Source organism: Neorhizobium sp. IRS_2294 (assembly GCF_050500145.1).
GTDB lineage: Bacteria > Pseudomonadota > Alphaproteobacteria > Rhizobiales > Rhizobiaceae > Neorhizobium > Neorhizobium soli.
This window is the reverse complement of record NZ_CP191439.1, coordinates 1787627-1807556: the sequence shown is the minus strand read 5'-3', so window position 1 is coordinate 1807556 and position 19930 is coordinate 1787627. Positions and strand designations below refer to the sequence as shown.

Genomic DNA, 19930 nt, shown 5'->3' with positions numbered 1-19930 from the left:
ACTATACGGAGAAAATAGAACAAAGAAAGAACAAAATTCACTGTGGATTAAACCTCGGCATTGCCCAAACCGGGCGGTCGATGGTTTAAGGTGGGGTAATTGGTTTTCAAAGCCGCGCTTGGCGGCAAACGAGGTGAATACGATGGCGGGCAGCGTGAACAAAGTCATTCTGGTGGGCAATGTCGGCGCCGACCCGGAAATCCGCCGGACGCAGGATGGCCGCCCGATTGCAAACCTGCGCATCGCCACGTCGGAAAGCTGGCGCGATCGCACGTCGGGCGAGCGTCGCGAAAAGACGGAATGGCATACGGTCGTCGTGTTCAACGAAGGCCTCTGCAAGGTCGTCGAGCAGTATGTCAAAAAGGGCGCCAAGCTTTATATCGAAGGCGCACTGCAGACCCGCAAATGGCAGGACCAGACCGGCAACGATCGTTACTCAACCGAAATCGTGCTGCAGGGCTTCAACTCGACCCTGACAATGCTCGACGGTCGTGGCGAAGGCGGCGGTGAGCGCGGCGGCGCACGTGGTGGCGCAAGCGACTTCGGCGGCGGTGGCGGCGGTGATTTCGGCGGCAACTACGGTGGCGGCGGCGATGACTATGATCGTCCGCGTTCCGGGGGTGGAGCACCGGCAGGGCGCGGTGCTCAGGGCAGCCAGGGTGGCCAGTCCTCCGGTGGTGGCGGCGGGAACTTCTCCCGCGACCTCGACGACGACATCCCATTCTGATCAAAAAAAGGCGCCGCTCAGGCGCCTTTTTCATGTTCGGTTGGAGCATGAGTGGCGCGGTCCGAAAGCATCGCTACAAGCACGTCGGACTGCGAGAGTATCCCGACGAGTTTGCCGTTCTCGCCGACGATCGGCAGGTAGTGCAGGCCTTCCTCGGCAAACATGACGACCGCGTCGTTGAGCGGTGCCGACGGCTCGATCGTCCGGACCGGCGCGGTCATGATATCCCTTACGATATGGTTTGGCGCTGTTGCGCCTTGCATCATCAGCCGCAAACGCTGGCGCGGGCCGATCGTCGGGCGACCGCCGGTCCAGATTGGCTTGTCCAGAAAATCCGTCTGCGTAACGATGCCAACCACCTCAGCCTTTTCGTTGGTGACGGGCAGGGCCTTCAGACGGTGGTTGCGCATGGACTGATGCGCCTTTCCCAGGGGATCATCCGGTGACACCGCGATCACGTCGCGGGACATGACGTCGGCGCAGGTGAGGTGGCTGGCGCGCTGGCGGTAGGAGCGCAGTTCGGTCAGGCGAATAATTGTTTCGAGGTCGCTGCGATCGATATCGAGGACCTGATCATAGTCCCTGAGGACGGCGTCGAGATCCTCCCGGCGGAACCCGATACGGCCGCTCGGCGGCGGATCCTTGGTGCCGTGCGAAGGGGCAGGTGTAGCGGGCGCATGCGGATAGCGCCGGCCTGCCAGATTGTTGAGAATGATCGCAAGCAGCAGCAAAGCCAGCGAGTTGCCCAGAACCGGCCAGAGGACGAATCCGTATCCCATCGCGTGAATGGACGGGCCGCCAAGCACTGCGGTCAGGGCAATCGCACCGCTTGGCGGGTGCAGGCAGCGCAGCGCCATCATCGCCGCGATCGCTATGCCAATGGCGAGGCCCGAGGCGAGGGCAGGGTCTGGCACGAGCGCAGCGACTGTGACGCCGACAGTGGCCGAGAGAATATTGCCGCCCAAGATGGACCAGGGTTGTGCGAGCGGGCTCGACGGGACGGCAAAAAGCAGCACGGCCGAGGCACCCATCGGGGCGATCAGTGCCGGCAATGACGGTTCGAAGCCGGCGACGAGACTGCCGCCCAGTCCCGTCAGGGAAATGCCGAGCAAGGCGCCGCCCGCAGAGCGAAGCCGTTCCCTCATGCTGATCGGGTTCGGTGCCTGTCCGATGAGACGGTTTAGAATGTGCATGGATTGAGCTTTCGGCCGTCCGTCTCAGGAACGATCAGGGTATCGCGAATGCCGACCGGATGCCGTCGACCACGAACTGAACGGACAAGGCAGCGAGGATGACCCCGAGAAGCCGGGTGAGGATCGCGCGCCCTGTCACACCCAGGAAACGGTCGAGCTTTTCCGCGATCAGAAGCGTTGCGTAGAGCACCACCATGATCAGCGCGAGGACACCGATAAGAAGGGCTCGGTCGAGAGCGCTGGTGAATGTTCCGGACAAAAGGACGGTCGCGGAAATCGCTCCGGGGCCGGCGATCAGCGGCAGGGCGAGCGGAAACACGGCGATATCGTGGATATGGTCGATCGTGATCGCCTTTTGCGACGTCTTTTCCTTTCGCTCCTGGCGCTTCTCGAAAACCATTTCGAACGAGATCCAGAACAGAAGCAGGCCGCCCGCGATGCGGAAGGCGCCGATCGAGATGCCGAGCAGGCCGAGAACGCTCGATCCGAACAGGGCAAACACCGCGAGGATCCCGAACGCGATCAGCGCACCGCGAAAAGCGACAAAGCGCCGTTGTGCCGTCGTCATGCCGACCGTCAGGCCCAGAAAGACCGGCGCCAGACCCGGCGGGTCGAGCGTGACCAACAAAGTGGTCAACGCGTTGATGAGAGCATCGGGTGAGGCCATGGATACTCCTAGAGGACGCTCGGCTTGCCGTTCAATGATAAGATTGTTAGGACAGCCGGGCGCTTTAGGGAAGTCTTGCAACGAATGTATCCAACGATCGTGGCAAACACCTTCCAAATGCCGCAAAACCTGTTCACAACTACAAAGCAAATTCAGTGGAAATTGGCGCCCGGAGCCGCTTTCCGCTATAAAAATTCAAATGATTCCGAACAGAGATCGTGATCCGATTTGACTGAGCAAAGCACACCCGGCGGCGGAAAGCTGCCTCCAGGCATCGAACCCATTTCCATTATGGAAGAGATGCAGCGGTCCTATCTCGATTATGCGATGAGCGTGATCGTCAGCCGCGCACTTCCCGACGTTCGTGACGGACTGAAGCCGGTTCACCGGCGCATCATGTTCGGCATGTCCGAGCTCGGGATCGACTGGAACAAGAAATACGTCAAATGCGCCCGCGTAACCGGTGACGTGATGGGTAAATTCCATCCGCACGGCAACTCCGCGATCTATGATGCGCTGGCACGTATGGCGCAGGACTGGTCGCTCCGCTTGCCCCTCATCGACGGACAGGGCAATTTCGGATCGATCGACGGGGATCCGCCGGCGGCGGAGCGCTATACCGAGTGCAGGCTTGAAAAGTCCGCCCATGCGCTGCTCGACGATCTCGACAAGGAAACCGTCGATTTCCGCGACAACTATGACGGCACGCTGTCGGAACCGGTGGTTCTGCCTGCGAAATTCCCGAACCTACTCGTCAATGGCGCAGGCGGCATCGCCGTCGGCATGGCGACCAACATCCCGCCGCACAATCTGTCGGAAGTGATCGACGGCTGCATCGCGATGATGGACAATCCGGCGATCGAACTGCCCGAGCTGATGCAGATCATTCCCGGCCCGGACTTTCCGACAGGTGCGATGATCCTCGGCCGCGCCGGCATTCGGTTGGCTTACGAGACGGGTCGTGGCTCCGTCATGATGCGCGGTCGTGCGACGATCGAACCTCTGCGCGGCGACCGTGAGCAGATCATCATCACCGAAGTTCCCTATCAGGTGAACAAGGCCTCGATGGTCGAAAAGATTGGCGAACTCGTTCGCGAAAAGCGGATCGAAGGGATTTCCGATCTGCGTGACGAGTCCGACAGACAGGGTTACCGAGTCGTCGTCGAGCTGAAGCGCGATGCGAATGCCGACGTCATTTTGAACCAGCTCTACCGCTACACGCCACTGCAGACGTCGTTCGGCTGCAACATGGTGGCGCTCAATGGCGGCAAGCCGGAGCAGCTGGCGCTGATCGACATGCTGAAGGCCTTTGTGTCCTTCCGCGAGGAAGTCGTCAGCCGCCGCACGAAATACCTGCTGCGCAAGGCGCGCGAGCGCGCTCACGTGTTGGTGGGTCTGGCGATCGCCGTTGCCAATATCGATGAAGTCATTGCGCTCATCCGCCGTGCACCGGATCCTGCGACGGCCCGCGAGCAGTTGATGACCCGCCGCTGGCCGGCCCATGACGTCGAGGCTCTTATCCGGCTCATCGACGATCCGCGTCACAAGATCAACGAGGACCTGACCTACAACCTCTCCGAGGAACAGGCCCGCGCGATTCTCGAACTGCGTCTTGCCCGCCTCACGGCGCTCGGCCGCGATGAAATCGGCGACGAGCTGAACAAGATCGGCGCCGAGATCTCCGACTATCTCGACATCCTGTCGTCACGGGTTCGCATCCAGCAGATCGTCAAGGACGAACTCATCGCCGTTCGCGACGAATTCGGCACACCGCGCCGCACCGAGATCCTCGAAGGTGGTCTCGAAATGGACGACGAGGACCTGATTGCCCGCGAGGACATGGTTGTTACCGTTTCGCATCTCGGCTATATCAAGCGTGTTCCGCTGGCGACCTATCGCGCCCAGCGTCGTGGCGGCAAGGGTCGCTCCGGTATGGCGACGCGTGACGAGGATTTCGTTACCCGGCTATTCGTGGTCAACACCCATACGCCGGTGCTGTTCTTCTCCTCGCGTGGCATCGTCTACAAGGAAAAGGTCTGGCGCCTGCCGATCGGTACGCCGCAATCGCGCGGCAAGGCCCTGATCAACATGCTGCCGCTGGAAGCCGGCGAGCGCATCACCACGATCATGCCGTTGCCCGAAGACGAAACGTCCTGGGATAACCTCGACGTGATGTTCTCCACGACACGCGGCACGGTTCGCCGCAACAAGCTTTCGGACTTCGTGCAGGTCAACCGCAACGGCAAGATCGCCATGAAGCTCGAGGAAGAGGGCGACGAAATCCTCTCCGTCGAGACCTGCAGCGGTCCCAACCTCGATCTCAACGAGCCCGGCGATGACGTGTTGCTAACAACCGCGCTTGGACAGGCGATCCGCTTCCCGGTCGAAGAGGTCCGCGTCTTTGCCGGCCGTAATTCCATCGGTGTCCGCGGTATCAATCTGGCCGAAGGCGACCGCATCATCTCGATGACGATTGTCGGGCATGTCGATGCCGAGCCGTGGGAACGTGCAGCCTATCTCAAGCGCTCGGCGATAGAGCGCCGTGCTGCCGGGGTGGACGAAGAGGACATCGCTCTGGTTGGTGAGGAAGTCACCGAAGAGGGACAGCTTTCCGATGAGCGCTATGAATACCTGAAGCAACACGAGCAGTTCGTGCTGACGGTTTCGGAAAAAGGCTACGGCAAGCGCTCGTCTTCCTATGACTTCCGCACATCGGGCCGTGGCGGCAAGGGTATCCGTGCCACCGATACCTCGAAGACTACGGAAATCGGCGAACTCGTGGCCGCCTTCCCGATCGACGAGGGTGACCAGATCATGCTCGTTTCGAATGGCGGTGTTCTGATCCGTGTTCCGGTTGGCGGCATTCGCATTGCCAGCCGTGCGACGAAGGGCGTCACGATCTTCTCGACCCACAAGGATGAGAAGGTGGTCTCCGTCGAGCGCATCAGCGAGCCTGAGAACGAAGACGAGAACGGCGAGTTGCCGGGTGAGATCTCGGCCGAAACCGGTGACCTCGGGATTGCTCCCGATACCGACACCGACGCGCCCGAAGCCGATACGCCTGATGCTGACGGGGATGCGACCGAATAGGTCGCGTCCACCCGGACGGCAAAAGACGAGAAAAACGAAAAAAGCCGGAGGATGGGAAACCATCCTCCGGCTTTTGTTTGAGTAGCTCCACGGGGTTGGGCATCTCGCCAGTATTTGGCACCGGCGATCAAACTAGTGGCGCGGTGTTCGATCATTGGATTGGGATGCGACCAAGTAGGTCGCGTCCTTCCGGAGGGCAGAGGACATCAACAACGAAAAAGCCGGAGGATGGGAAACCATCCTCCGGCTTTGTTTGAGCCGCTTAGCGCGGAAAGGGCATCGCGCCCTGTTCGCTACCGTTCACGAAAATAATGGTGTGGCTTGTCGCTCTAGATCTTCCCGACAACGTGCCCAAAGAGCAGGGGGCACGATTGCGGTTTCTGTGATCGCGGATGTTTCAGAGGAGCGGCCAAAGGGATGAGGTCCCAGCCCAGCTCCTCGCGGCAGGCGATCAATAGTAGGAGATGTCGCTGTAACGACCGGTAACCTGCGGGTAGTTGGAGCCGTCGACATCCGAGCGGTCCTGGTAGAGAGTGACCGTCGCCGTCAACATGACAGCAATCATGGCGCTCCATACGAGGTTAATCATGGTGATCTTGTCGGGCATAGCCATCTTTTTGTTTGCGATCATCATATCCGATTATCCTTTTAATTGCCTGAGCGCGTGAACTGCGCGCAGCGACACCACATTATGAGAGTGACCTATCTGAACGGCTCTGAAGCATGCTTGAATGGCGCGTTCATCTGGCGTTCAGGTTCCGGATCGCGTTTCCACTTCTCAGAGGTCTGGCGATCCGAATACGTAAATCGCGGCGTCCAATAAAAGCGCTGCAGCGATTGCAGCGAAAATCATTAAAGCCAGCATTTCCGTATCTCTCAACTCAGCGGGACGATGATCTCGCCCCGTCATGTTTGTCAGTTAAACATGAACCGGCTGAAACGGCCTTGAACGACGCATTCATCTTTCGTTCAGTTTTTGGGAAAGCCTTGCAGCGGGCGGCCTTCCGTGACAAAAGGCCGTTGAAATTCAGCTGGAACAGGCTCCGACTTCAGTATGACGATCGCTCTTTATCCCGGCTCATTCGACCCGATGACAAACGGCCATCTCGATATTCTCGTGCAGGCGCTGAACATTGCCGAACGGGTCGTCGTGGCAATCGGCGTTCATCCGGGCAAGGTGCCGGTATTCAGCTTCGAGGAGCGCGCGGCATTGATCGCAGCAGCACTTTCGGAGGCTCTGCCCGAGCGCGAGGACAGTCTTTCGGTGGTTTCCTTCGAAGGACTGGTCATCGACGCTGCCCGGGAGCAGGGGGCGACAATCCTTGTGCGCGGCCTGCGCGACGGGACCGATTTTGATTACGAGATGCAGATGGCCAGCATGAACCGGACAATGGCGCCAGACCTCCAGACGGTATTCCTGCCGTCGGCGGCGGCCTCCCGGCCCATAACGGCCACATTGGTCCGCCAGATCGCTGCCATGGGCGGCAATGTCGGCGAATTCGTGCCGGCTGTGGTACTGCGCGCCCTGAACGAAAAGCACAAACGCTGATTCTGCGACAAAAGATAACAGGAGTCTTCTGATGAAACTGCTTCGCCTCGCCATAGCCGGCGCCCTCGCGCTCGCTGCCACGGTCGGAACAGCCGTTGCGGCGGCAGACGATTTTCTGACCATCCAGTTGAAGGATGGCCCGGTCGTGATCCAGCTGATGCCTGAGTCGGCACCGAAGCACGTTGCGCAGGTGAAGGCGCTGGCTGCCAAGGGTGCCTATGACAACGTCATATTCCACCGGGTCATCGATGGCTTCATGGCCCAGACCGGCGACGTCAAGTTCGGCAAGCAGGGCGGCCCGAGCTTCAACGCTTCGCGCGCCGGCACCGGCGGCTCGGATCTTGCCGATCTTCCTGCAGAATTTTCCAAGACGCCATTCGAGCGCGGCACTGTCGGCATGGCCCGTTCGCAGAGCCCGAATTCTGCCAACTCTCAGTTCTTCATCATGTTCGACGAAGGCCCGTTCCTGAACGGTCAGTACACCGTAATCGGCAAGGTCGTGTCCGGCATGGAAGCCGTTGACAAGATCAAGCGTGGCGATGGCAGCAATGGCGAAGTCACCAATCCCGACAAGATGGTCAAGGTGACCGTCGGCAAGAAATAATCGGCTCACAGTCGATTGAAACGGCAATGGCCCACCGGGCTGATGTCCTGAGACAGAGATAATCAAGGAGAAATACCATGGCCGAGATCAAGGATCCCGAAAACACCCTCATCATGGAAACCACCAAGGGCAAGGTCGTCATCTCGCTCCTGCCGGACCTGGCACCTGAGCACGTTGCGCGCATCAAGGAACTTGCCCGCGAGACGGCCTATGACGGCGTTGTTTTCCACCGCGTCATTCCGGATTTCATGGCGCAGACCGGCGACGTCAAGTTCGGCAAGCAGGGCGGAGCGGACTTCAACCCTTCGCGCGCCGGCATGGGCGGTTCCGACAAGCCGGACCTGAAGGCTGAATTCTCGGCTGTATCGCATATCCGCGGCACATGCTCGATGGCCCGTTCGCAGAGCCCGAACTCCGCCAACTCGCAGTTCTTCATCTGCTTTACCGACGCTCCTTGGCTGAACAAGCAGTACACGGTCTGGGGCCAGGTCATCGAAGGCATGGACATCATCGACCTGATCAAGAAGGGCGAGCCGGTCAAGGATCCGGACTCGATCGTTTCCGTCCGCGTCGCCGCAGACGTCTGATCTAAACCGCAATCTCTGGCCCGCTCCGTCTTCTCGACGGGGCGGGCCTTGCCTATTCTGGAAGCTCTAACATCATGCGTGTCGATCTTTTCGATTTCGATCTGCCCGAGGAAAACATTGCGCTGCGGCCGGCAAACCCGCGCGACAGCGCCCGGCTGCTTGTCGTCGACGCAGGCGCCGATCCTGTCCTTTCCGACCAGCGGGTCAGCGATCTGGTGGCATTCCTGAAACCGGGCGACGCGCTGGTCTTCAACGACACGAAAGTCATTCCCGCCCAGCTCGAAGGCATCCGTCATCGCGAGGGTGCCGGTGGTCAGCAGGTTTCGGCAACGCTGCATATGCGCACCGAACCGGATGTCTGGAAGGCCTTTGCAAGGCCCGGCAAGCGGATCAAGATCGGCGATCGGATCGAGTTCGGCCGCTCCGGTGAGAGTACCTGCCTGTCCGGGTCGCTTGTCGCGACAGTCGAGGAGAAGGGAGAGGGCGGCGAGGTGACGCTGCGTTTTGATCTTTCCGGTCCGGCACTCGACGAAGCGATCCTGTCGGTCGGCCATATTCCACTGCCTCCCTATATCGCCGCCAAGCGGCCTGAGGATGCGCAGGACGCCAAGGATTACCAGACGATCTACGCCCGCGAGCAGGGAGCGGTCGCAGCGCCAACTGCAGGGCTGCATTTCACGCCCGACCTGTTTGCCAGGCTGGACGCGGCGGGCGTCGATCGGCATTTCGTGACGCTGCATGTGGGGGCCGGAACGTTTCTGCCGATGAAGGTGGACGATACCGAAGACCACAAGATGCATCAGGAAATCGGTTACGTGAGTGCCGAGACCGCGCAGCATCTCAACGCCGTAAAGGCGAGGGGCGGGCGCATCGTCTGCGTCGGCACGACCTCGCTGCGGCTGATTGAAAGTGCTGCGGCTGACGACGGCACCATACTGCCCTGGAGCGGTGCGACCGGCATCTTCATCACGCCCGGCTATCGGTTCAAGGCAGTCGACATGCTGATGACCAATTTCCATTTGCCGAAATCGACGCTGTTCATGCTGGTTTCGGCCTTCTGTGGGCTCGAGACGATGCGCTCAGCCTACGACCATGCCATCTCGTCCGGCTACCGCTTTTACTCCTACGGCGACTCAAGCCTGCTTTTCAGGAACGACCGATGACCACCGAAAATTTCCAGTTCAATCTGAAGGCAACAGACGGCGGCGCCCGTCTCGGCGAAGTCTCCATGCCGCGCGGAACGATCCGCACGCCGGCTTTCATGCCGGTCGGGACCGTGGGAACGGTCAAGGCGATGTATCTCGACCAGGTGCGCGATACGGGCGCCGATATCATTCTCGGCAATACCTATCACTTGATGCTGCGGCCGGGCGCTGAGCGGGTCGCGCGGCTCGGCGGGCTGCACAAGCTGATCCGTTGGGATCATCCGATCCTCACCGATTCGGGCGGCTTTCAGGTCATGTCGCTTTCGGCGCTCAGAAAGCTCGACGAGAAGGGCGTGACCTTCAAGAGCCATATCGACGGCTCCAAGCACCATATGTCGCCGGAGCGTTCGATCGAGATACAGGGCCTGCTTGGCTCGGATATCCAGATGCAGCTCGACGAATGCGTGGCGCTTCCGGCGGAGCCCAAGGAAATCGAGCGCGCGATGGAATTGTCGCTTCGCTGGGCAGAGCGCTGCCGGGTGGCCTTCGGGGAACAGCCAGGCAAGGCCATGTTCGGCATCGTCCAGGGTGGCGACATTCCGGCGCTCCGCGTGCGGTCTGCCGAAGGGCTGAAACAGCTCGACCTCAAGGGTTATGCGGTGGGCGGGCTTGCCGTCGGCGAGCCTCAGGACGTCATGCTGCGCATGCTGGAGGAGACGCTTCCGGTTCTGCCATCGGAAAAGCCGCGCTACCTGATGGGTGTCGGCACGCCTGACGATATCCTGAAATCTGTGGCACGCGGTATCGACATGTTCGACTGCGTGATGCCGACGCGGGCCGGCCGTCACGGTCTTGCCTTCACCCGTCGCGGCAAGGTGAACCTTCGCAACGCACGCCATGCCGAGGATATGCGACCGCTCGACGAGGAGTCCGGCTGCCCGGCCACGCGCGACTATTCCCGCGCCTATCTGCACCATCTCATTCGCTCAGATGAATCGCTGGGCGGGATGCTGCTGTCGTGGAACAACCTCAATTACTATCAGGATCTGATGAAGGGTATTCGCGAGGCGATAGCCAACGGTCGTTTCGAGGATTTCTGTGCAGAGACCCAGGCGGAATGGGCGAAGGGCGATATCGACCCGGTCTGAGGATGTTCCAGCGGGCAGGGGCGGTGCCCCTGCCGACCATATTTTGGCTAGATGCCCTGGCTCGCCGTATTGCGGATCATCAGGACGCCGTTGACCTTGTAGGAGCCGTCGTCCATCAGCCGCATCTCGTAGATGGCGGTCCAGTCCTTGCCCTGCTTGGCGCTGATCATCACTTCCTGCAGCACGACTTCGCCGCCGCCCACCAGTTTGGAGCGGCCGAAGGCATAGGTTCCGGCCTGATAGACAGCCTCATAGTTGTCGCGGACCATGGCGAAGAAGACTTTTTTATCCGGATAAAGACTGCGGATCCCCGGCGACGCGAGAGAATAGGCCTTATCCGCATCGTCGTTCATCAAGGCGGAGATCTGGGCGGAGATGACGGCGCGGGCGTCGGCGACCGGATCTTCGGCGTGGACGACACCTGCGGGTGACAGAAAGAGGAATGCGGCAAGAGAGGCTATTCGAAAGCGCATCTGACATTCTCCAGCATCGGCTTCCATAAAGTTTAGAGCATACTCACCAAAGGGAAAGGTGGCGTTGCGGATATTTTCAGCATCACCGCGATCTGCCCAGTCGGACGGCAAACCTTAACGCAGGGCAGGGTCCCACGTTCATGTCTTGTCGTCGTCAAAGTCGCGGTGCACCAGTGTGTCTGATGTGATTGCTTCGGAATTCCGTAATGACCCTACTAGCGCCGGCTCTGCTCTATTTCAGCAATGCTCTTCTGTTCGTTTCCCTGTTCACGCGGCTTCCAGCCATTCAGGAATCAATGGGAATCGACAAGGCAGTGCTCGGGATGGCGCTCTTGAGCGCACCGGTTGGCACGTTTCTCGCGCTGCCTCTGGCGGGGAGGATCACCGACAGGCTCACACCTCGGCTGACCGCAGTCATCACCTTGCCGATTGTAGCACTTCTGAGCCCGATCCTGGCGGCCGCGCCGCTGCCTCTATTTGTCCTCGGTTTCTTCCTGTTCGGCTTCTTTCGCACGATCTTCGACGTGTCCGCCAACATGATCTCCGCCGGTATCGAGCAGCGGACCGGCACAAAGGTTCTGGCGAGAAGCCACGGGTTCTGGTCGGTCGGGCTTCTGTTCGGATCGCTTGCGTCCGGTTTCCTCGCAGCGCAGGGCGTATCGCCCTTTGTGCAGCAGAGCGTGGCGGCGCTACTTGTCCTCGTAGCCTGCTTTGCCGTCTTCCGGGTGACGGCCGCCGACCCGGCGCCAGCTGCGCCGACGACGAAAAGAAAATCCGCATACGTCATGCCGGACAAGACCATCATCCTCATCTGCATCATGGTGTTCGGGCTCTGCATCGTGGAAGGCGCGGTCTACGACTGGGCGATCTTCTTTCTGCGCGAGGAAATGGGGGCGGATCCGGCGATGGCCGGCGTCCTCTACGCCGTCTTCACCGTCGGCATGGGACTGACGCGGCTGTCGGGCGACAAGCTGCGGGAAGTCGCAGGACCGATCTCGCTGATCCGGGGATCCGCTATCGCCGTCGCGTTCGGTATCGTGCTGCTGGTGACCGCCGCAAACCTCGTCGTTGCCGGCGTGGCGCTGTTTCTGATCGGCTGCGGGATCGCGCTGGCCTTTCCCCTGGCAGTCTCGACCACGATTGCCCGTGGCAAGGGACAGCCCTCCGACAATCTTGCAGCCCTCGCGCTGACCCTGATGCTTTCCACGATCGGGGTGCCGCCGCTTCTGGGCTTCATTGCAGAGCATGTGAGCCTGGTTGCCACCTTCGTCGTTTTGCTTCCGACCGTTCTCATCAGCTTCCTGATGGCGCCGGTGGCCGATGGGCGCCGGCCGTTTCGTCTCAGGCGTTGATCGCTTGCATGTGGAAAACCGGTCGGTTTTGGGGCAGGGGCAAGACTTGCCGGCTGATGGCCCCTAATTGGCCACATGAATGGATAATGGCTTGAGCCGACTGGACTTCGTCGCTACGACTGGATTGGCGTTTTCTGATATGACTTTCCGAAAACAGGTGGCACTGTGATCGATCCCTATGAAATTCTTGGTGTTTCGCGCGAGGCGGATGTGACGGCGATCAAGCTTGCCTACCGCAAACGGGTGAAATCCGCCCATCCCGATACCGGCGGCGATGCGGAAACGTTCGGACAGCTGAAGGCATCCTTCGAGCTCCTGAACGACCCGATCCGCCGAAAAGTCTATGACGACACCGGTTACGATCCCGAGCTTGCCGACAAGAAGGACCTGCAGGGTCTCGTCATTTTGGAGATGCTCGTCAACGAGATGATCCTCGATGAGCGCGAGCCTGGCAGCTTTGATCCGGTTTCCTCGATGCGGCGCAAGCTCACGGACCGGATCGTCAATGCGCGCTTCCATATTCTCGAGATGGAGCGCCACCGCGCCCGGATCCGCAATCACATCAACCGGATCGGCCGCAAGCCGGAAACGGATGTTCTGGGTCGCATGCTGAAATCCCGCTGCGAAACGATTGCCGATGCGATCAGCAAGGCCGATTCCGAGATCCAGACCATCGAGCAGGCCTATGGCATGCTGGACGGATACAGTTACGAGATCGAAATCGCCGAGGTAAAGGACGCGGCCGAATAGGCCGCGGACCCGCACGCGGCCATCGGACGATCACATTTGGCGTCGCCGAAACTTCACGGATCATTTCATGACACTTGCCATCCGAGACGCCACCCGTGCCGATGCCGGAACGCTCCTGTCTTTCATCCGCGAACTCGCGATCTTCGAAAAGGCCGAGCATGAGGTTGCGGCGACCGTCGAGACGATCGAGACATCGATGTTCGGCCCGACATCTGTCACGCGCGGCCTGATCTGCGAAAGCGATGGCAAACCGGTCGGCATGGCCATCTGGTTCTTCAATTATTCGACATGGCAGGCACGGAACGGGCTCTACCTCGAGGATCTCTACGTGACGCCGAACGCTCGGGGGCTCGGGGCTGGGAAGGCGCTGTTGCGGCATCTCGCGAAGATCGCTGTCGAGAGCGGGTGCGGACGGTTCGAGTGGAGCGTGCTCGACTGGAACGAACCGGCGATCGGTGTCTACGATGCGATCGGTGCCGAACCGCAGAAGGAGTGGATCCGCTACCGGATGGCTGGTGAGAAGCTCAGGGACTTTGCTGACGGCTAGGCCGGATCAGCCCGTTACCGTCGCGCGGTCAAAGGCCAGGTGAGCGCGACGAACGCCATGCCGCCAGCAACCAGAACGAAGGCCACACCCAGACTATAGTGATGGGCAACGAAACCGATGGCGGCCGGACCCATGAGAATTCCGGCGTAGCCCATCGTCGTGATGGCAGCGATCGCATGGCTGGGTGGCATTTGGGTCTGCTTGCCGGCTGCTGTGAACAGAACCGGCACGATATTGGAAGCCCCGAGCCCTACCAGAAGGAAGCCCGCAAACGCCAGGGGCTGGTTAGGAGCCAGGACTGTCAGCAGGAAACCCAGTGCTGCGAGCGTGCCGCCACCGACCACGACTTTCATGCCGCCGAGCGTCTTGACGATCCAGTCGCCTGTCAGCCGACCAACGGTCATCGCGATGGCGAACATCGTGTAGCCAAAGCCTGCCTGAGCTGGATCGACAAGGTGCGCGCCGATGAGGAACAGAGCGCTCCAGTCGAGCACCGCGCCCTCGCCAAGGAAAACCAGAAAGCACAGCAGTCCGATGAAGGCCACGATGCCGCGCGGGATGGTGAACAACGGCGCATCTCCGGTCTCCTGGTTTCCGTAGGGCAGGAGGCCTCGAAAGGATTGCGCCAGCAGACCAAGCAGCAGCGCACTGAACATCAAGGTCGCGGTCAGGGGTGAAACGCCGGCACCAAGCAGAAGGCTCATGCCGCCCGCGCCGACAATGCCGCCGACGCTGAACAGCCCATGGAAGCCGGACATCATGTTGCGGCCGCTGTCCTTCTCGACCATGACGGCCTGAATATTGATCGCGACGTCCACCGCGCCAACGCTTGCCCCGAACAGCGCCAGCGAGATCGCCATGCCGGGAAGCGTATCGGCGACCGCCAGCAGCGGGAGCACGACGGCGAGGGCGAGGGTGCTTGCCACGATGACGGCCCGGCATCCGAATCGGCTCGCGAGAATGCCGACCATTGGCATGGTCACGATAGAGCCCAGGCCAAGGCACAGGAGCAGCAGGCCAAGCGTGCCGTCATCCACGCCGATTCGAGCCTTGGCGACAGGAACCAGCGGTGCCCAGGCCGCCATGGCCGAGCCGGCAATGAGAAAGCTGGAGCGCGTGGCCAATTGGTGTCGGCCTCCGGTGCGGGGGCGTCCTTTGAGGATCTGGGCGTTCGGCATCTCGATAGCTCCTGGATTACAGCGTTGGACCTCGGAAGAGATCGTCGCCGTCCTTGATGGTGCCCTGTTTACAGAATGCGTAAAAATGTGCAAGATCGTGCAGAAACTTTCATGAGGGGGCTGGCACGTGCTGACAGAAGAGAGGCTCGACCGCATCCGCGAGCAGTTGACCGTCCGCGGCAAGGTTGTTGCGAGCGAACTGGCGACGCAGTTTGACGTGTCCGAAGACACGGTTCGCAGAGACCTGCGCGAACTCGCCAAGCTGGGTTTCTGCCGTCGAGTCTATGGTGGCGCGCTGCTGCCGACGCCGGATTTCGGCACGTTGGCTGCCAGAACCGTATTGGACACGGATCGAAAGTCGAGCCTTGCACGGGCGGCGGCGAGGCTTGTCGAAGACGGCCAGACCGTGTTCATCGACGCCGGATCCACCAATCTTGCGGTCGCGAACGCGCTCGATCCGAGCCAGACGCTGACGATCGTCACGAACGCGCCGGTGATTGCCACGGCGCTATCAGACCGACCGAACTTTACGGTCATTGTTCTCGGCGGTCTGTACGATCAGGCGAAGGGCGCGTGCCTCGGGCCGCAGGCGATACGTGAAGCCATGCAGGTCTATGCGGACATGTTCATCATCGGCGTATGCGGCGTGGACAGCATCGCCGGCGTCACTGCGCTCGATCCGGGCGAGGCCGAACTCAAGCGGACCATGGTCAACCAGAGCAGCATTCTCGTCGTCGCCGCGACGGCCGAGAAGCTCGGCACAGTCGCGCCGTTCAAGGTCGCGGATACGTCGATGATCGATCATCTCATCGTGGAGGATGGCGAATTCGACCGCGGAGACTTCGCGCGGTGCGATGTCCAGGTGCATGTCGCACTAGATGGCGGTTCTCCGTCGACGTGAAGCATGTGGCGGCAACGTCCGCATCTTTCGTAGCTTCGCACGTTCGTCAAACAAGGAATTCAACGACCCATGCGCATCGCCCACGCAGCACTTTGGACCCGCGACCTCGACGCCGCTGCCGGATTTTTCGAGACCTATTTCGACGCAACGGTGGGAGAACCTTACCACAGCAAGAACAGGGTAGGGTTCACATCGAGGTTCGCCAACCTGCCCGGTGCAGAGGACCAGATCGAGCTCATGTCGGGGCCATGGGTGACGGACGCCAGAGGAGAAAGCGTTGGCTGGGACCATATCGCCATTGCGCTGGGGAGCGAGCGTGCAGTCGATGCTTTGGCGGAACGCTGCCGGCTTGCCGGCTGCCTGCGATCAGGACCCAGATGGACCGGTGACGGGTTCTACGAGGCCGTCATCGTGATGCCGGATGGTAGCGCCGTCGAGATCACCGTTTGAACGCGATGCCGACGGCGCGCAAAGTTGTTGCGTTCGGTGATCAATGTTCTGGGTACTGAAGCGTATGGGATGTGATCCGGCGGATCCGGCGCTCGCTCAGGTCAAGACCATTCGCCAGTGACACTACTGTCATCACGCACGATACGGCCTTGGACGAAACTTCGATCCGCCGCAGATCGCGCACGCCATTCACATGCGGGGAGTGTGACAGTCCAGCTTTGCAGCAACATCCAAAGATCAGATAAGATAGATTATGGAACTAGAGGATGTGGCTGGAAGCGCAATACCTTGGCCTTCTCCCTTAGAGCTGCAGATCATCCGATGTCACATCGACTTCGAACGCCAAGCCGTCATAGGCCGGTTCGACATGGCCCGGCGTTTCAGCCATGACGCGATCGTAGTCCAGTGGGATATGCATGTGGGTCAGCAGCGCGCGCTTCGGCGCCAGATGGCTGATCCAGTCGAGTGCCTGCTGCAGTGACAGATGGCTCGGATGCGTGCGGTACTGGAGCGCGTCGATGATGAGCGTATCCAGTCCTGTGAGCTTCGGCACGGTTTCCGGCGGAAAGTCGCTGACATCGCTGCAGTACGCCACGTTGCCGATCCGGAAGCCCAGAGACTGGATATCGCCGTGGATCTGCCTGAGCGGCTGGAACCGGATGGCATCGCCCGGACCGTCTATGACGACCGGCGCGTCCATCGTCTCGATCAGCACCGGCTTGACGATCGGCGGATAGCTGCCGCCGGCCGGTGTTTCCAGGCAATAGCCGAAGCCCTGGCGGATGCGGTCCATCGTCGGCGGATCGGCATGGATCGGAATGCGGTGCTTCTGCAGAATGAAATAGCCGCGCAGATCGTCGATCCCGTGCAGATGATCGGCGTGTGGATGGGTGTACAGAACGGCATCGATGCGCTGGACGCTTGCGGCGATCATCTGCTCGCGAAAGTCCGGGCCGGTATCGATCACGACAACAGTTTTGCCGCCATCCGGCGCGATCTGCTCCACCATGAACGAGGCGCGCGTGCGCCGGTTCTTCGGGTTTTCCGCGTCACAATCGCCCCAGTCGCCGTTGAGCCGCGGTACGCCCGGCGAAGACGCGCAGCCGAGAACGGTAAAGCGCCGCCGATATCCGGTGCTCGTTCCGGCCCGGGCCGCCATCACCTCAAAGCCTCGGCATCTTGGAGAAGCAGCGGAACGCGTTTTCCGTCGTGATCGCAGCCATCTCTTCGTAAGTCAGGCCGTGAACATCGGCCAGCACCTCTGCGGTATTGACCACGTAGGACGGTTCGTTGCGCTTTCCGCGCCAGCGTTTTGGCGCCAGATAAGGTGCATCGGTCTCAACCAGCAGCCGGTCAGTCGGCAGCGTTTTGGCGATGGCCCGGATTTCCTCGGATTTCGGGAATGTCAGGATGCCCGAGAAGGATACGTAGCCACCAAGCTCGATACCGGCACGGGCGAGGTCGGGTCCGGCCGAAAAGCAATGCAGAATGAAGGGGAAAGCCCCCTTCCCGCTTTCAGCTGTCAGGATCTCGATCATGTCTTCGTCGGCACTGCGACTATGGATCACGAGCGGCAACCCGGTCTCGCGTGCAGCTTCGATATGTCTGACAAGACCGGTCTTCTGGTCGGCCGGCGTTTGCGTGTCGTAGAAATAATCGAGACCAGCTTCGCCGATCGCGACGATCTTGTCATGCGAATTGGCGAGACGAATGAGGTCTTCCGCCTGGATATCCAGCTCTTCGCTGGCATTGTTGGGATGCGTGCCAACGGAGCAGAATACCGACGGATATTTGTCCGTGATGGCCAGCAGGCTGTCCAGCTTCCTGACGCGTGTCGAAATCGTCACCATCTGCCGGACACCGGCTTCGTGGGCGCGCTCGATCAGTTCGTCGCGTTCGGAGTCGAAATCCGCAAAATCCAGATGGCAATGGGTATCGATCAGCATGACTTGCCCTATGCCGCCGGCTGCGGCGCAACGTAGCGCGGGAAGACCGGGCTTGGAGCTTCCAGTACCGTTCCGGGCGTCAGGCGGCCAACTTCGCCGAGTGACGCGAAATCACGCGATCCGGTAGGTGCAGCCACCAGATCGAGAAGCTTTGACGACGAGTCCGGCATGAACGGCTGCAGCAGGATGGCGATCTGGCGCACCACTTCTGCGGCCACGTAAAGGACCGTCTCCATCCGGGCGGGATCAGTTTTCTTCAGAACCCACGGCGCCTGGGCTGCGAAATACCGGTCGGTTTCCGACACGACGGCGATGATTGCTGCCAGAGCGCGGTGAACGAGCTGCTTTTCCATGTCTTCGCGGCAGATCGGCAGGAGCGCATCGACGGATGCCAGCATTTGCCGGTCTGCGTCGGTGAGTTCGCCGGGTGCCGGGATCTTCGCATCGCAGTTCTTGACGATCATCGACAGCGAGCGGCTGGCAAGATTGCCGATACCGTTTGCGAGATCGGCGTTGATGCGCGTGCCGATCGCATCCTCGCTGCAGGTGCCGTCCTGGCCGAAGGAGATTTCGCGCAGCAGGTAATAGCGGATCGCATCGAGGCCGAAATGGCCGATCAGTTCGAACGGATCGAGGACGTTGCCGAGCGACTTCGACATTTTCTCGCCGCCCTTCGCAAGAACGAAGCCATGGGCATAGACGCGCTTGGGCAGCGGCAGACCTGCCGACATCAGGAAGGCTGGCCAGTAGACGGCGTGAAAGCGGATAATGTCCTTGCCGATGATATGCGCATCCGCCGGCCAGTATTTGGCGCGCGGCCCATTTGGGTCGTCAAGGTAGCCGGTCGCTGTCAGGTAGTTCGTGAGCGCGTCGACCCAGACATACATGACGTGCGCCGGATCATCGGGAACCTTGATGCCCCAGTCGAACGTGGTGCGGGATACGGAGAGATCGCGCAGGCCGGATTTCACGAAGGAGATCACTTCGTTGCGGCGCTCGGCCGGGCCGATGAAGTCCGGATGATCCTCGTAATGCTTCAGCAGCTTGTCGCCGTATTCGGACAGCTTGAAGAAGTAGCTGGACTCTTCGACCCACTCGACCGGCGTGCCCTGCGGGCCATAACGGGTGCCGTCACGCAGCTGCGTTTCGTCCTCGGCGTAGTAGGCCTCGTCGCGGACCGAATACCAGCCGGCATAGGTATCCTTGTAGATATCGCCGGCGGCCGACATCCGGTTCCAGATGTCCTTGCTTGCCTGATGGTGGCGCTGTTCCGTCGTGCGGATGAAATCGTCGTTCGAGGCGTTGAGCAGCTTGCCCATTTCCCGGAACTGCTCGGTATTGCGCTCGGCCAGCTCTTCCGGCGAAATGCCTTCGTTGCGGGCCGTCTGCTGCATCTTCTGGCCGTGCTCGTCCGTGCCCGTCAGGAAGAAGACATCCTTGCCGTCGAGGCGCTGGAAGCGCGCCATCGCATCCGTCGCGATCAGTTCGTAGGCATGGCCGATATGCGGCTTGCCGTTCGGATAGGAAATCGCGGTCGTGATATAGAAAGGTGTCTTGTTCGGCATGGGCTGTACTCGGACAGATGTTAAGTCACGCCGCTCTTAGCGCATGTTGCAGACAAGC

20 protein-coding genes are annotated in these 19930 nt (G+C 60.6%); 12 read left to right on the top strand and 8 right to left on the bottom strand.

What is annotated here, in order from left to right:
* Nucleotides 1–142 precede the first annotated feature (142 nt).
* A complete protein-coding gene (locus ACQY1K_RS08830; protein WP_062456831.1) occupies nucleotides 143–727 on the top strand; it encodes a single-stranded DNA-binding protein in 585 nt (194 codons plus the stop codon).
* Between the two features lie 17 nt (nucleotides 728–744).
* Here ACQY1K_RS08830 and ACQY1K_RS08825 read toward each other — a convergent pair whose 3' ends face one another.
* Both ACQY1K_RS08825 and ACQY1K_RS08820 read right to left on the bottom strand, forming a co-directional pair.
* Nucleotides 745–1920, bottom strand: coding sequence for an HPP family protein (locus ACQY1K_RS08825; protein ID WP_430257091.1), 1176 nt, complete (start codon nucleotides 1918–1920; stop codon nucleotides 745–747).
* Between the two features lie 34 nt (nucleotides 1921–1954).
* Nucleotides 1955–2587 (bottom strand): MarC family protein, encoded by a 633-nt coding sequence (locus tag ACQY1K_RS08820; RefSeq protein ID WP_062456837.1) that lies wholly within the window; start codon nucleotides 2585–2587, stop codon nucleotides 1955–1957.
* A gap of 228 nt (nucleotides 2588–2815) precedes the next feature.
* Between ACQY1K_RS08820 and gyrA the strand changes: the two genes are divergently transcribed.
* Nucleotides 2816–5677, top strand: a complete 2862-nt coding sequence (gene gyrA / locus ACQY1K_RS08815; RefSeq protein WP_430257089.1) for a DNA gyrase subunit A — start codon at nucleotides 2816–2818, stop codon at nucleotides 5675–5677.
* A gap of 451 nt (nucleotides 5678–6128) precedes the next feature.
* On the opposite strand, the gene ACQY1K_RS08810 is transcribed toward gyrA, so the two are convergent.
* Nucleotides 6129–6311: a hypothetical protein gene (locus tag ACQY1K_RS08810; protein WP_062456843.1), complete on the bottom strand. Its 183-nt coding sequence runs from the start codon at nucleotides 6309–6311 to the stop codon at nucleotides 6129–6131.
* 420 nt (nucleotides 6312–6731) lie between these two features.
* Between ACQY1K_RS08810 and coaD the strand changes: the two genes are divergently transcribed.
* The 5 genes from coaD to tgt all read left to right on the top strand — a co-directional run bounded on the left by coaD (nucleotide 6732) and on the right by tgt (nucleotide 10710).
* Nucleotides 6732–7226 carry a pantetheine-phosphate adenylyltransferase gene (gene coaD, locus ACQY1K_RS08805; RefSeq protein ID WP_062580735.1) on the top strand — a complete coding sequence of 165 codons (495 nt, stop codon included), beginning with the start codon at nucleotides 6732–6734 and terminating at the stop codon, nucleotides 7224–7226.
* Between the two features lie 31 nt (nucleotides 7227–7257).
* Nucleotides 7258–7830: a peptidylprolyl isomerase gene (locus tag ACQY1K_RS08800; protein ID WP_062456848.1), complete on the top strand. Its 573-nt coding sequence runs from the start codon at nucleotides 7258–7260 to the stop codon at nucleotides 7828–7830.
* Nucleotides 7831–7907: 77 nt separating this feature from the next.
* On the top strand, nucleotides 7908–8417 hold the full coding sequence (locus ACQY1K_RS08795; protein WP_062456851.1) for a peptidylprolyl isomerase: 510 nt from the start codon (nucleotides 7908–7910) through the stop codon (nucleotides 8415–8417).
* 74 nt (nucleotides 8418–8491) lie between these two features.
* Complete coding sequence (gene queA / locus ACQY1K_RS08790) at nucleotides 8492–9580, top strand: tRNA preQ1(34) S-adenosylmethionine ribosyltransferase-isomerase QueA (RefSeq protein ID WP_430258841.1); 1089 nt, start codon at nucleotides 8492–8494, stop codon at nucleotides 9578–9580.
* Nucleotides 9577–10710: a tRNA guanosine(34) transglycosylase Tgt gene (tgt, locus tag ACQY1K_RS08785; protein ID WP_430258839.1), complete on the top strand. Its 1134-nt coding sequence runs from the start codon at nucleotides 9577–9579 to the stop codon at nucleotides 10708–10710. Before queA ends, tgt begins: the two co-directional genes overlap by 4 nt.
* Before the next feature lie 47 nt (nucleotides 10711–10757).
* On the opposite strand, the gene ACQY1K_RS08780 is transcribed toward tgt, so the two are convergent.
* Nucleotides 10758–11183 carry a DUF4864 domain-containing protein gene (locus ACQY1K_RS08780; RefSeq protein ID WP_430258837.1) on the bottom strand — a complete coding sequence of 142 codons (426 nt, stop codon included), beginning with the start codon at nucleotides 11181–11183 and terminating at the stop codon, nucleotides 10758–10760.
* Between the two features lie 206 nt (nucleotides 11184–11389).
* Between ACQY1K_RS08780 and ACQY1K_RS08775 the strand changes: the two genes are divergently transcribed.
* From ACQY1K_RS08775 to ACQY1K_RS08765, 3 genes are all read left to right on the top strand, one after another.
* Entirely contained in the window at nucleotides 11390–12535 is a 1146-nt protein-coding gene (locus ACQY1K_RS08775; RefSeq protein WP_174196646.1) for an MFS transporter, read from the top strand.
* Between the two features lie 165 nt (nucleotides 12536–12700).
* A complete protein-coding gene (locus tag ACQY1K_RS08770; protein ID WP_113165235.1) occupies nucleotides 12701–13285 on the top strand; it encodes a DnaJ domain-containing protein in 585 nt (194 codons plus the stop codon).
* Nucleotides 13286–13352: 67 nt separating this feature from the next.
* Nucleotides 13353–13832: a GNAT family N-acetyltransferase gene (locus tag ACQY1K_RS08765; protein WP_062580728.1), complete on the top strand. Its 480-nt coding sequence runs from the start codon at nucleotides 13353–13355 to the stop codon at nucleotides 13830–13832.
* Between the two features lie 14 nt (nucleotides 13833–13846).
* On the opposite strand, the gene ACQY1K_RS08760 is transcribed toward ACQY1K_RS08765, so the two are convergent.
* Nucleotides 13847–15010: an MFS transporter gene (locus tag ACQY1K_RS08760; protein ID WP_430258835.1), complete on the bottom strand. Its 1164-nt coding sequence runs from the start codon at nucleotides 15008–15010 to the stop codon at nucleotides 13847–13849.
* A 127-nt stretch (nucleotides 15011–15137) separates the two neighbouring features.
* Here ACQY1K_RS08760 and ACQY1K_RS08755 point away from each other — a divergent pair, with 127 nt between their 5' ends.
* Both ACQY1K_RS08755 and ACQY1K_RS08750 read left to right on the top strand, forming a co-directional pair.
* Nucleotides 15138–15911 (top strand): DeoR/GlpR family DNA-binding transcription regulator, encoded by a 774-nt coding sequence (locus tag ACQY1K_RS08755; RefSeq protein ID WP_430258833.1) that lies wholly within the window; start codon nucleotides 15138–15140, stop codon nucleotides 15909–15911.
* A gap of 69 nt (nucleotides 15912–15980) precedes the next feature.
* A complete protein-coding gene (locus ACQY1K_RS08750; protein ID WP_430251662.1) occupies nucleotides 15981–16361 on the top strand; it encodes a VOC family protein in 381 nt (126 codons plus the stop codon).
* Between the two features lie 301 nt (nucleotides 16362–16662).
* Here ACQY1K_RS08750 and ACQY1K_RS08745 read toward each other — a convergent pair whose 3' ends face one another.
* Genes ACQY1K_RS08745 through metG form a run of 3 tightly spaced genes read right to left on the bottom strand, consistent with a single transcriptional unit; the run spans nucleotide 16663 to nucleotide 19872 of the window.
* Nucleotides 16663–17520 carry an MBL fold metallo-hydrolase gene (locus ACQY1K_RS08745; RefSeq protein WP_430258831.1) on the bottom strand — a complete coding sequence of 286 codons (858 nt, stop codon included), beginning with the start codon at nucleotides 17518–17520 and terminating at the stop codon, nucleotides 16663–16665.
* A 4-nt stretch (nucleotides 17521–17524) separates the two neighbouring features.
* Nucleotides 17525–18307, bottom strand: a complete 783-nt coding sequence (locus ACQY1K_RS08740; RefSeq protein WP_430258829.1) for a TatD family hydrolase — start codon at nucleotides 18305–18307, stop codon at nucleotides 17525–17527.
* An 8-nt stretch (nucleotides 18308–18315) separates the two neighbouring features.
* Entirely contained in the window at nucleotides 18316–19872 is a 1557-nt protein-coding gene (gene metG, locus ACQY1K_RS08735; protein WP_430258827.1) for a methionine--tRNA ligase, read from the bottom strand.
* Nucleotides 19873–19930: the final 58 nt, after the last annotated feature.